This is a genomic window from Pseudanabaena mucicola FACHB-723 (genome assembly GCF_014696385.1).
Lineage (GTDB): Bacteria > Cyanobacteriota > Cyanobacteriia > Pseudanabaenales > Pseudanabaenaceae > Pseudanabaena.
On the sequence record NZ_JACJQB010000060.1, the window covers coordinates 1 to 12,796 of the forward strand.

A 12,796-nucleotide genomic window follows, 5' to 3' on the forward strand; every position below is an offset into this window, starting at 1 on the left:
AAGTGGCTCAATTAGTCTCACAGTAATTAGTTCGGATATGGTGATTCTTAGAATCTTCCCATTAGTTCGGATATGTGTAAATAATTCTGCATGGCTACTTACATACAGAAGTTGGTAGACCTCGAATCAAACAGTCTCTATGGTCAACAATTAAAGATCCTAAAACCCATCGCGTATCGGCTGTAACCATCTCCAATGGCGGGAATAACGTCGGTATTTACATTCCTCTATTCGCTAGCAGCACTTTACCTAGTCTCAGCATCATTTTGAGCGTCTGTTACATGACTATTGGTTTCTGGTGTTTCTGCTCCTATAACCTCACCCGTTTCCCTGGTATTTCTGCTTTAGTCGCTCGCTACGGTCGCAAGATCGCTCCCTTTGTAATCATTTGGCTAGGTCTATCAATTATCATCAAAAATGAATCCTATCGTCTAATTCTGCCCATATAAAGTTAAGACAAACGTAAAAAGCTAAAAATGGTAAAAATTGCTTTGCAATTTTTACCATTTTTAGCTAACTAGATGGGCATACTTATGAGACCGATGTTAATTCAGCCGAACTGAGGCTAATTAATGTCGAATTTAGATTTTCTTGATCAATCAAGAAAGCATCATGACCATGAATAGAATCTAATTCAACTAGCTCTGCATTAGAAATCCAATGAGCAAGTTCTTGTTGTTCTTCTGGATAATAGAGTAGGTCGGCGGAGTTAGAGACAATTAGAGTCGGCTGATGTATTTTTGCTAAGGTTTCTTGATAGTTGCCCCGCTCGCGTCCTAAATCATGAGTATCCATAGCTTTAGTAAGCGAAATATAAGCATTAGCGTCAAAGCGCTGCACTAATTTCTGACCTTCGGCATGGAGATAGTCGGCGATCGCAAAGTTATGGACTTGATTCTGTTCACGGGGAAATCTTTGTTCAAAATCTGGGCGGCTGTAATAAGCACAGGTGGCGATCATACGGGCGATCGCTAGTCCTTGATTTGGAGGCAAGTCATCACTGTAGTTACCATTGTGCCAAAGAGGATCAGCATAGATGGCTTGACGCTGAATTTCACCAAGAGCAATACTCCAAGGAGAATGGCGACCTGATGCGGAAATGACCGCGATCGCTTTGACTAATTCTGGGTAAAGCAGCGCCCATTCCAAAGTTTGCATTCCACCAAGAGAGCCACCAATAACCAATTTCCATTGGGAAATATTTAAACCCTGCATTAGCGTATATTGCGATCGCACCATGTCACGAATTGTAATCGCAGGAAAGCTTGCGCCATAGGCTTTTCCCGTCTCAGGATTAATCGAAGCTGCACCTGTAGAGCCATAACAACTTCCTAAGATATTGCTACTCACAATAAAATCTTGGCTAGGATCAAAAGTTTTGCCTTTGCCGAATAATTCACTCCACCAAATATCAGCATCAGCATTAGCTGAGAATCCATGACAAATTAGGACGGCGTTATCTCCCTTAGTATTGAGAGTTCCCCAAGTGCGATAGGCGATTTCCCCATGATTCAGGGTTCCACCAAGTTCTAATTGTAGAGGTTTAGGGATTTTATAGAATTTAGTGCGATCGGAAATAAAGTTTTGATATTTCATGAGTTGATTTTGGTAGGCTGAAGATCCTCACCCCTAGCCCCTCTCCCATTAAGGGAGAGGGGAACAAGAAATTAGTTTTATACCAATCCACTTACGAAAATGTAAGAATCGGAAAATCAAGAAATGGCACAGCCATTTCTTGATTTGATATTACTCCCCCTCTCCCTTAATGGGAGAGGGGGCTGGGGGGTGAGGGCAATCTTTAACTAATCTGTCCAAACGCTTGCTCAAAGTCAGCTTTGATATCTTCGATATGTTCCAAACCAACGGAAACGCGGATTAGATCAGGGGTAACACCCGCAGATTTTTGTTCAGATTCCGATAGCTGTTGGTGCGTGGTCGAAGTGGGGTGAATTACCAGAGTTTTGGCATCACCAACATTCGCGAGATGACTAGCCAGTTTAACAGCATTGATAAAACTGCGTCCTGCTTCTAGTCCGCCTTTAATGCCAAAATTCAGAACTGCACCAAAGCCATGATCGAGATACTTTTTAGCGCGATCGTGATAAGGGTGATTGGGCAAACTGGGATAATTCACCCATTCTACTTTGGGATGATTGACCAACCATTCTGCTAGGGTTTGAGCATTTTGGACATGGCGATCGATTCTTAGGGATAGAGTTTCTAAACCTTGTAACAATAGAAACGCATTAAAAGGACTCAGAGATGCACCCAAATCGCGCAATCCTTCGACCCTAGCTCTGATGATAAAGGCAATATTGCCAAAGGTTTCATGGAAGTTTAAGCCGTGATAGCCTGCCGAAGGTTCCGTAAAGATTGGGAATTTGCCATTACCCCAGTTAAATTTACCTGAATCGACAATCACACCACCGATGGAAGTGCCATGTCCGCCAATCCATTTGGTTGCTGACTCCACCACGATATCGGCTCCATGCTTGATCGGTTGGGCAATGTAGCCACCCGCGCCGAAGGTATTGTCCACAATTAAGGGAATGCCATTCTCATGGGCGATCGCTGCTAATGCTTCAAAGTCAGGAATATTAAATTGAGGATTGCCAATGGTTTCCACGTAGAGAGCTTTGGTGTTCTCATCAATTTGTTTACGGAAATCTTCAGGATTATCGCCATCAACAAACTTGACATTAATCCCTAAACGGGGCAGCGTCACCTTGAACTGGTTATAAGTACCGCCATAGAGATAACTGGTCGAAACAATATTTTCTCCTGCTTGAGCGAGAGTAGCGATCGCTAAAAATTGAGCAGCCTGTCCACTAGATGTCGCTAACGCCGCCACACCACCTTCAAGAGCAGCAATACGTTTTTCAAATACATCCGTAGTCGGATTCATGATCCGCGTGTAGATATTGCCAAATTCTTTAAGCGCAAATAGATTTGCACCATGCTCAGCACTATCAAATACATAGGAAGTAGTTTGATAGATGGGAACGGCACGAGAATTTGTTGTGGGGTCAGGTTTCTGTCCTGCATGGATTTGCAGTGTTTCAAAGCGATAGTTTTCAGACATAGGGATGATTTAGGGGTGAGGGTATTTTTATTCTGTTTTAGTTGTTGGCAAGTCTGCTTTTTTCCAATCTGCAAAGCCGCCTTCAAGGGAAAACACGTTGGTATAGCCAATCTTTTGCAAAGAGTCAGCAACCAATGCCGAACGGTTGCCACCGCCGCAATAACAGACAATTGGTGTATCTGGATCGGCGATCGCTACTTCAATCTTCTGCTCGATCACGCCGCGACTGAGATGGATCGCGCCTTCGACATGACCCGCATTCCATTCACTTTCTTCACGAACATCAATAATTACTGGCTTTTGGGATTGATCCAGTTCACTTAGTTGATCTACAGATATCTCTTTAATTCGTTTTTTGGCATCTGCGGCTAATTTGAGAAATCCTTCACTGTGCGCCATAATTTTTGATTGCCTCTCTTTTTTTAATTTTTTAAGCCGTCACTTTACCGATCGCTGTTGCTTCAGTAACTTCAATTAGTTTCCCTGTTTTGACATCATAGATATAGCCATAGATAGGAATCTCGGGCGGCACTAAGGGATGATTGCGAATGCGTCTCACATCGATCGCCACACTTTCAGCTAAATCGGAAAATGTCAGCCAGTCAATAAATTCTGCTTCATGAGATCCTTCTCCTTCTCCCGAATCATGCCAGCCACTTTCGCCAATGGAAGCCGTCTTGAGACTACTTGCTAATAATTTACGAATAGTTTGATCAGTGAATAACTGCATACCGCAATCGCTGTGATGAATTACGAACCATTCCTTAGTACCGAGCAGCTTGTATGAAATAACTAGTGATCGGATCGCGTCATCACTAGCACGTCCCCCTGCATTGCGAATGACATGGGCATCGCCTTCACTCAGTCCTGCATATTTGGCAGGATCAAGCCTTGCATCCATACAGGTGAGGATCGCAAATTGTCGGCTAGGTGGCAAAGGCAAAGATCCGCGATCGCCGAAGTTTTCTGTGTATGTACGGTTAGCCTCTAGGACTTCTTCTAAGACCTGACTCATGTACTGTGATTCCTAATGGTGGTTAATTATTAGCTGCTTAATCAACGGTAAATATGTGTAAATACCGTAGATTTGTTTAAGAGGCTAACACCTTTAGGATCAAAAAACAAGGTTAATCATCTTAATCTCCATGTATAAACCGTATATTTTATTGATTTTTATGTAATTATTGATTTGTCTGGTATCTCCTCATAGTTAAAAGTCATGGCTCAACAAACCACTCAAATCAATCCTCAAAGCACTTTTAACAAATCTAATTCACCTGTAATCGCGCCAATAATTGCGATCATTGGGGCGGGATTTAGTGGGACTTTAGTAGCTGTAAATTTACTTAAAACATCGACACAGCCGTTAACGATCAAATTAGTTGAACGCCGTGAACAACTGGCAAAGGGAATCGCCTACGGCACTGATAATGTTGCCCATTTGCTCAATGTGTCCGCAGGAAATATGACCGCTTTTCCTAATGATACGGGGCATTTTCTGCGCTGGCTCTATCACAATTACAGTGAATTAGCCGATTTATTACCCCTAGAAATTACCGCGAGTACCTTCATTCCTCGTAAGGTCTATGGGCTGTATATTCAATCGATTTTAGAAGAAGCCCTTGCCACTGCGCCCCATCATGTGAAGTTGGAGAGGATAAAAGATGAAGCGATCGCTATTGAGAAGCTCCAAACTGCAAGTAATGAACGAGCGCGAATTTTTTTAAAAAGTCAAGGCGCGATCGCTGCGGATAAAGTCGTTTTAGCGCTGGGCAATTCCCCCAATGCCTTACCTCAAAGTCCTGACAAGATTCGGAATGCTTGGTCAGCAGAAGCTTTGGAAGATCTTGATCCTAGTGACGACGTGTTGCTGATTGGTACGGGCTTGACGATGGTGGATATGGTGCTGTCGTTGCATCAACGCAAGCATAAGGGAAAGATTTATGCAGTGTCACGGAGAGGACTCTCTCCACAGCGCCATCAACCGACTAAACCCTATCCTGCATTTTTGACTATTGATGATGCACCGAAAACTGCTTTGGGACTATGGCAGCGCTTGCGTGGCGAAGTCCAAACAGCGCAAGCAACAGGATATGACTGGCGATCCGTCATTGATTCTTTACGTCCTATTACTCAGAAGCTTTGGCAACAATTGCCACTTCCAGAACAGCAAAGATTTTTGCGTCATGCCGTTCCCTATTGGGATGTGCATCGTCATCGCATCGCTCAACAGGTTGCCGAAGTTCTCGATCAACTATTGGCTTCAGGACAATTGACAATCGCCGCAGGACGCATTCAAAAGCAAGAACAAAATGAGAGTGGAGTGATTGTCACGATTAAACCACGTCTCAGTAAAGCTGAAAACCATTCTAGCTATATCTTAGCGGTACAACGTGTGGTTAACTGCACAGGTGTCGCCGCCGATTATCGAAAATCCAGTCATCCCCTAGTCGAAAGCTTGCGATCGCAAAAATTAATCCGCCCCAATCCCATCGGCTTAGGGATTACCTCAGCTACCAATGGAGCGTTATTAAATGGTACAAATAAGCCGTCGAATATTCTCTATACGATTGGCACACCCCGCAAAGGCGACCTCTGGGAAACGATCGCCGTTCCTGAATTGCGGGGACAGGCTCAAGCCTTAGCAGAAACCTTACTGCGATCGCTACCTTTACGAGTGCGTTCCATTCCCACAACACCGTTACTAATTGGCGATATACTTCAGCAAGTAAGTTCAACTTTAATCTTTCGTCAATTCTTTGATCCTGAAACCAGTAGCTATACTTACTTGATTGGAGATCGCCAGACTAGAGAAGCCGTACTTGTTGATCCAGTTTTAGAGCAGGTGGAACGGGATTTACAGGCGATCGATGATTTGGGTTTGACCCTGCACTATAGCTTAGAAACCCATATTCATGCCGATCACGTCACAGGTGCAGGGAAATTGCGACAACTGCGCGGCGTTCAAGTTCTCGTCCCCGAAAATGTAGCCGTTCTCAAAGCGGATTTATCCCTTGCAGATGGTGAGATTTTGACGATTGGTGCTGTCACGATTAAAGCGATCGCCACCAATGGACATACCAACGCCCATTTATCCTATTTAGTCAACGACACGCATCTTTTAACAGGTGATGCTCTCTTTATTCGCGGTTGTGGACGTACAGACTTTCAAGGTGGTGATGCTGGAATGCTTTACGATGCAGTTACTGAAAAGCTCTTTACCTTGCCTGATGAAACGCTGGTTTATCCTGCCCACGATTATAAAGGGCGAACTGTTTCGACGATCGGCGAAGAGAAGCGCCTTAATCCTAGATTTAGCGATCGCACCCGTGAGCAGTTCATCACGATTATGAGTAATCTGAATTTAGCATTCCCTAAAAAGATGAATGAAGCAGTTCCTGCTAATGAATATTGTGGTGATTTTATCCCTCAAGATAGTGTGGCAAATTTGGTGATAAATCAGGATCAAAAAGAAATAGAACTCACGGTGCAGAAAAATACCGAAATTTACAACGACTATTTTGCGATGTATATTTAGATAAAGAAGAGTGGCAGCACGAAGCGCCGCCACTCTTCTTCTGGTTTTCGGTAACTAATTAAGATTCTCCAATTCAGAGATTGGCGACAATTCCACATCTTCATAAATCAGTGATAAAGGACATTGAAAATCAATACTAGTTAACTCAAAAATGTCAGGATTAACAGTTTCAGCAAGATCTTCTGGATAGCTAGTTAATTCCCATTTACCAGCACTCCCCCGCCGATAAACATCAATACTGATTTTCTCAGCATCAATCAGGACATACTCTAGCAAGGTAGAAAAACGACGATAATATTTGAACTTATCACCACGATCAAAGCCAGCCGTACTTGGTGATAAAACTTCGATAATTATTTTTGGGAAAGAAATAACTTGACGCGATCGCCGATCTTGCTCATTACAACTAATCACTACATCAGGATAAAAATATGCTTTTGCATTGCTAACTTGCACCTTGACATCAGCAACATTAACGCGACAGCCGATCGCTTTTAAATGCTCTCGAAGTGCATTGTAAGCATTCAAAGCGATGTCGTTGTGAGAGATCGTTCCGCCAGCCATCGCATAAACTTCACCATCAATGTATTCATGACGAACTTGCTGTTCTGATTCCCATACCAGATATTCTTCAGGTGTTAAAAACGGCTTTTGAAGATTAGCAATCATTGATTTTTTCCACGACCTCTCCTTAAAAATAACACATCTAGGATTTCATACAAAACAGCGAAATGTAACGGTAATTCATGAATTACCGTTACATTTTGCTGTTTATTGAGGATTGCCTAGGGAAGATGCACTTACCTCAGTTGATGGAACCTGTTGATTTGCTGCTTGATTTACTGAGAATCGGGCAATCAATCGGATTACCACAAACAAAGATAAACTCGTTACTACAATGACGCTGATAATCGCAGGGTCTTCAAAGTTTGTGCCAGCAACGATTAGCGCTCCTGCAATATTACGCTGAGCCGTACCCACACCGAGAGTTAGCCTTGTGTCGAGATTTGGTCCACCGAGCAGATATCCCACCGCAAAGGCGACGATGATAAAAATAGCGATCGCTAAGACCATACCACTCTTTGCTAACTCAATTAGGCTATTGAATTGCAAGGCGAGTGATGAAGCTAATCCCAATATGAGAGCAAAGTTAGTGACTCGTCGCAGAAATGGAACGATGCTAGTAGCGATCGCCTCAAAGCGTGACCTAATCAATAGCCCAATTGCTAAGGGAGGTAATAAGGACACAAATAGGGGCTTCGCAACTTGCCAAGGACTAATCTGCACACCGTCTAAAACTAGAGGCAAGACAATCGGCATAAAGATGGCGGAAGCAAGCATCAGAACCACCATCAATCCTGCGGCAAAGGCAATATTTCCATTCACCATTTGCGCTAATTTTGGTAATACAGGAGGACCTGCCGTGACTGCAAGAATGGTAAAGCCAATCTCAATCGGTTCACTCACAGGTACAAAGTGCAGTAATCCCAAAACTAAAATTGGCACAACCACAAGGTTTGCGATCAGAGAGCGAATGACTAGCCGCCAATTGCGAAGAGGCTCGATAATCTGTGATAGGGTGAGACTCAAGCCTGTGGCTAGTAACATCGCTAGAATAAACAACAAAAAAGAAAGTCGATTGAGGAAGATAAAGTCAATTTTGTGGAAGTAGAAGTCTAATTGCTGGATAAGGGTGGGAGCGAGATCAGATAACAATTCATTCATGATTAAAGGAATAAAAAGAAGTTTTAGACTTTAAACTACTCATCAATAGAGATTACAGCGCTGTACGCTGACTTAAATTCCAGAAATACTTTTGAAAGCGTTGTTTCGCAACGCTTTCAAAAGTATTTCTGTACTATTCAAAGCCTCAATAGGCAGTAATGGGAATTTGATAACCATTCGAGGAACTCGATGGATTAGATAAACTTGATTAAGGTCAAGATTCTAGTCATATCATAGGTTTTCTAAAAAATAGGTCTTCGCGAAGACATCTAAAGCGATCGCCAGTCTATTAATATAGTTAGTTATACTAATTGTTAGTAAACCGTATTTGAACAAGCTGCATGAAAAACTGGAATGGGCAAGGCGATCGCATAATTAACATCATTTATCACCACTTACCCGCGATGCGTTGGCAGAACTTCCGCCTGTTTTTTGGCGGACAGTTACTATCGATGTCTGGGACATTTATGACCCAGCAGTTAACTATTCCGTGGCTAGTTTATGATTTGACCAATTCCGCATGGATGTTGGGAGTAGCGGGTTTTGTACAGTTTTTGCCTACATTATTCGTGATTCCTTTTTCGGGTGTTTTGAGCGATCGCTGGAGTCGGCGCGATTTACTAATGCTGGTGCAGATTGTGGGAATAGCTGTATCTCTCGCTTTGACAATCTTGACCTTTGCGAATTTAATTACTTTCCCAATCCTTTTAGTATTGAGCGTGCTTAATGGTCTGATTAAAGGGCTGGATATGCCCGTGCGTCATACGATTGTGACAGAAACCGTAGGCGATCGCGCTGATAGTAGCAATGCGATCGCTTTAAATTCGGTGATGCTAAGTTCTTCTCTAGTACTAGGGCCAGCAATGGGCGGAATTTTGATTGCGACATTAGGGGTGAAATATTGTTTTCTCTACGATACGATTAGCTATATCCCCGCAATTTTGACTCTGCAAGCGATGCGATTGCCTGCAATTCACTCAAATGTCCGTACTGGCTTGGGAGAGACTTTTCAGAAATTACGAGAAGGTTTTACATATGTTTCCCAAACGCTTCCTATTCGGGCGATCTTGTTGATGATTGCTCTAAAAGGACTGGTGGGAATGGCGCATATTGCGCTCATGCCTGTGTTTGCTGCTGAGATTTTAAATGGAAATGCCACAACGATGGCGCAGCTTAGTACTTCTGCTCCGATTGGTTCATTATTTGCTTGTCTATACCTCAGTGTCAGAAGGGGAATTGCGGGGTTAGAGCGTTTGATTGTAGTAGCTCAAGTTGCGATCGGTATCAGTTTGATTTCCTTCTCTCTCTCAAGGGAGGTCTGGCTATCGATTGTGATTCTCGTCTTTACGGGCGGCTTCACAATTCTGCAAATCACTAGCAGTAATATGATTATCCAAACCTTAGTTGCAGAGGATAAACGCGGAAGGGTGATGAGTTTCTATGCACTGGCGATGGTGGGAATGATGCCTTTTGGGAATCTATTTGCAGGTACGTTAGCTAATAGCTTTGGTGCAACTAAAGCTTTGATTATTTGTGGTATTTTAAGTATTCTAGGTGCAGTATGGTTTTCGGCACAGTTACCATCCGTCAGTCGTTGGATTGCCCGCGAAACAAAATCAGCACAAATTCCCGTTGTTCCCTAAACTATTCATAGCAAAAAGTAACTACTCATTAACTTTATGTCGAATTTTGAACTGGTGATTTTTGATTGTGATGGAGTTCTCGTTGATAGTGAAATCATCGTCAATCGTGTTTTTGCGGAAACCTTGACGGAAGCAGGTTTTGCGACTACCTATGAAGAAGTCAGTCAAAAATTTGTAGGACTTTCCTTTGCAAGCTGTCTGGAGATAATTGAGCAAAGCAATGGCAGACCTGTTCCTACTGATTGGTTAGAGCTATGTAGGGAGAGAGAAATTGCTGCGTTAAAACAAGAACTGCAAGCAACTGTGGGAATCGTTGATGTATTAACGGAGCTTACTCTACCCAAATGTGTTGCTTCCAATAGTAGTCCTCGGCATATCGACTTAGTTTTAGGATTAACAGGATTGTTAGATCATTTCGATGGAAAGTTATATAGCTGTCACCATGTCGATCGCCCGAAGCCTTTTCCTGATGTGTATCTCCATGCTGCTAGTCAGATGGGCTATGCGCCAGAGAGTTGTGTGGTGATTGAGGATTCAGTAGCGGGTGTAAAGGCGGGATCTGCCGCAGGGATGAGGGTGTTGGGTTATGCGCCAAGCGATCGCCATTCTTCTCATCATGAGGCACTAATTGCCGCAGGTGCAAAGTTAGTTTTTGATGATATGCGTCAATTGCTAGATTTATTGAAAGCCTAGAACTTATAAGTAGAATGTGCGATCTACTCACCCACAAGATTGGATAACTGGTTGGACAGTAAGCTTAAATCCAAGCGCCCTAGCAACTTTAGTCACTGTCGCAAAGGTAGGATTACCATCAGGAGATAATGCTTTGTATAGTCCTTCTCTTGTTAACCCTGCGTCTTTTGCTAGCTTACTCATATTTTTGGCGCGAGCGATGACGCTAAAAGCATGGATAATCGCGTTCGGATCGTCTCCTGCTTCCTCAAGGCAAGCTTCCAAATATAATTGAATGTCTTCTTCTGTCTTGAGATGTTCGGCTGAATCCCAGCGAGTAGTGATGATAGCCATAATTCAATCCTCTAATTGTTTAACTAGTTCCTTAGCTTTTTTTATATCAGAATCCTGAGTGCTTTTATCGCCTCCACACAGAAGTATCACAACGGTAGAACCTCTCTGTACAAAATATACTCTATAGCCAGAGCCATAGAATATTCGCATTTCGCTTACTCCTTGACCAACTGGAGCGACATCACCAAAGTTTCCCAATTCCATGCGATCAATGCGTGCTTGGATACGAGCCTTAGCCTTTTTGTCTCTTAAGTTGGTAAACCAGTTTACGAATATTTCTGTCTGGCGAACTTCAATCATATGTTAACTGTAGTTAACAGTATAAAATTTGTCAATCCCCTATTTTTCTGTTTTGGGTGAGTCTTTTTCTTTGCTATAGCGCGGTTAACGGACTGCAATGATTGTGAATTCCTAGATCCTCATCTGGAAATATAACTAACCAGAAACTTCTCCGAATAGATTGCTTTTGTTAAGACAAAAACAGGGTGCGTTGCGTTTCATTAAAATACACGCTACAAGGTCGGCGATCAAACTTTTTAGCTAGATTTTGTAGAAAAGCCTTCATCCTTATCTTCATCAATCTTTAAATTCTCGCAAAGCTCATTAAGCCGATAAATAAGCATGTTAAGCTCTTCGATAGTTGGTGCGATATCATTATGTACTAGCTTATTTCTAAACTGTCGGAGAGACAAAATTTCTTGCACATCTCTTAAGTCTAACAACTCTTTGTAATGAAGTTGTTCTGCAATGAAATGTATAGGAATATGTTGCAAATTATTGTAACGAGATTTTACCTTCTGAGTAATATCTTCATCACTGTAAATCATTAGACGAAGCCTACTCTCAAATGTATTCCACACTGAGATAAATTCACCTACTAGACGATGAATTTCTTGCGTTTCACTGATTTCTCTTATTGCCTTTTTCAGTTCCTCTTCTTCTGTTTTATTGTTAGATCTTGCAATTTTTTTAAGGAAATTATCTGATGAGTATATCCAGAAGAATTGTTTTGTTTCTAAGTAGAATTCTTTTATCAACTCCAATCTTGGAAACAACAATAGTTTCTCGTTCATTTCCCATAAGTCTTCTTTTCTCTCATCAGTAATAAAAATGAGCGGTTTGCTTTCTCTTTTTGCAATAGCTATCATTTCTTTCCAAATAATAAGATCTCCATACTTATTCTCATCTTTGTCATTATCTGTATATCCGGGAGGGATTTTGGCTTTATATCGTTTTTCACCTTCTTCTTCAAACTCCTTAATCTCATCATTGGAAAAGGATTCATTTGCACGTTGTAAAAATAGTTCTGACAAGGTATTTAGGATCTCATCATTCATATAGTTAGGTAAAAATTCTTGCGCCTCTTCAAGTTTTTCAATAATTTTTTTTTGATATTCCTCAAGGAGGTTTTCTTCCTCTTGAAAAGTATAGTCTAATGGAAATTTTTTAAAGAGAGATTTTATATCTTGAAACGAAGATAATGCTTCATCATTCGCTCGTTTAATTTTAGTAGTCGAAGAACTTATATTTTTCCTAATTCGCTGAAATTCTTGTTGTTGCCTCTTTATATTAGTAATCCGATTATTATGAAATTCTATTATTGATTGAGACGCAAATACAATTCTATCCTTTATGTATTTGAATGTTTCAAGAAATTCTTTTCTTGTGTCCACGGAATATATATAGAACCCATTTGGTATCTTAGGAAGAGTAATGAAAGGGATCAAACATGGGATATAGCAGTAGCCTAAGCGATAAAGAGTGGGAGATTATTGAACCTCT

The 12,796-nt window shown here is 41.8% G+C and carries 12 protein-coding genes and 1 pseudogene; 4 read left to right on the plus strand and 9 right to left on the minus strand.

The window, feature by feature from the left end:
• Positions 1 to 122 precede the first annotated feature (122 nt).
• A pseudogene (locus H6F41_RS17320) lies at positions 123 to 449 on the plus strand (cadmium resistance transporter); the annotation flags it as partial.
• Between the two features lie 82 nt (positions 450 to 531).
• On the opposite strand, the gene metX reads toward H6F41_RS17320, so the two are convergent.
• From metX to H6F41_RS17340, 4 genes are all read right to left on the minus strand, one after another.
• Entirely contained in the window at positions 532 to 1,596 is a 1,065-nt protein-coding gene (gene metX, locus H6F41_RS17325) for a homoserine O-acetyltransferase MetX (protein ID WP_190404720.1), read from the minus strand.
• A gap of 202 nt (positions 1,597 to 1,798) precedes the next feature.
• Complete coding sequence (locus H6F41_RS17330) at positions 1,799 to 3,082, minus strand: O-acetylhomoserine aminocarboxypropyltransferase/cysteine synthase family protein (RefSeq protein ID WP_190404721.1); 1,284 nt, start codon at positions 3,080 to 3,082, stop codon at positions 1,799 to 1,801.
• A gap of 27 nt (positions 3,083 to 3,109) precedes the next feature.
• Entirely contained in the window at positions 3,110 to 3,484 is a 375-nt protein-coding gene (locus tag H6F41_RS17335) for a rhodanese-like domain-containing protein (protein WP_190404731.1), read from the minus strand.
• Between the two features lie 28 nt (positions 3,485 to 3,512).
• Positions 3,513 to 4,097 carry a beta-class carbonic anhydrase gene (locus H6F41_RS17340; RefSeq protein ID WP_190404722.1) on the minus strand — a complete coding sequence of 195 codons (585 nt, stop codon included), beginning with the start codon at positions 4,095 to 4,097 and terminating at the stop codon, positions 3,513 to 3,515.
• 204 nt (positions 4,098 to 4,301) lie between these two features.
• Between H6F41_RS17340 and H6F41_RS19290 the strand changes: the two genes are divergently transcribed.
• Entirely contained in the window at positions 4,302 to 6,620 is a 2,319-nt protein-coding gene (locus H6F41_RS19290; protein WP_190404723.1) for an FAD/NAD(P)-binding protein, read from the plus strand.
• Positions 6,621 to 6,674: 54 nt separating this feature from the next.
• On the opposite strand, the gene H6F41_RS17350 is transcribed toward H6F41_RS19290, so the two are convergent.
• Together H6F41_RS17350 and H6F41_RS17355 are read right to left on the minus strand one after the other, a co-directional pair.
• Positions 6,675 to 7,289: a Uma2 family endonuclease gene (locus H6F41_RS17350; RefSeq protein ID WP_190404724.1), complete on the minus strand. Its 615-nt coding sequence runs from the start codon at positions 7,287 to 7,289 to the stop codon at positions 6,675 to 6,677.
• Between the two features lie 102 nt (positions 7,290 to 7,391).
• Positions 7,392 to 8,345, minus strand: coding sequence for a bile acid:sodium symporter family protein (locus H6F41_RS17355; protein ID WP_190404725.1), 954 nt, complete (start codon positions 8,343 to 8,345; stop codon positions 7,392 to 7,394).
• A gap of 341 nt (positions 8,346 to 8,686) precedes the next feature.
• Here H6F41_RS17355 and H6F41_RS17360 point away from each other — a divergent pair, with 341 nt between their 5' ends.
• A complete protein-coding gene (locus H6F41_RS17360) occupies positions 8,687 to 9,988 on the plus strand; it encodes an MFS transporter (RefSeq protein ID WP_190404726.1) in 1,302 nt (433 codons plus the stop codon).
• Positions 9,989 to 10,024: 36 nt separating this feature from the next.
• Entirely contained in the window at positions 10,025 to 10,681 is a 657-nt protein-coding gene (locus H6F41_RS17365) for an HAD family hydrolase (protein ID WP_190404727.1), read from the plus strand.
• A gap of 27 nt (positions 10,682 to 10,708) precedes the next feature.
• On the opposite strand, the gene H6F41_RS17370 is transcribed toward H6F41_RS17365, so the two are convergent.
• From H6F41_RS17370 to H6F41_RS17380, 3 genes are all read right to left on the minus strand, one after another.
• Positions 10,709 to 11,014 (minus strand): addiction module antidote protein, encoded by a 306-nt coding sequence (locus tag H6F41_RS17370; RefSeq protein ID WP_190404728.1) that lies wholly within the window; start codon positions 11,012 to 11,014, stop codon positions 10,709 to 10,711.
• 3 nt (positions 11,015 to 11,017) lie between these two features.
• Positions 11,018 to 11,314 (minus strand): type II toxin-antitoxin system RelE/ParE family toxin, encoded by a 297-nt coding sequence (locus H6F41_RS17375; protein WP_190404729.1) that lies wholly within the window; start codon positions 11,312 to 11,314, stop codon positions 11,018 to 11,020.
• Between the two features lie 236 nt (positions 11,315 to 11,550).
• The gene (locus H6F41_RS17380) at positions 11,551 to 12,741 is read right to left on the minus strand and encodes a PIN-like domain-containing protein (protein WP_242023094.1); all 1,191 of its coding nucleotides are present in this window, start codon (positions 12,739 to 12,741) and stop codon (positions 11,551 to 11,553) included.
• Between the last annotated feature and the right edge of the window lie 55 nt (positions 12,742 to 12,796).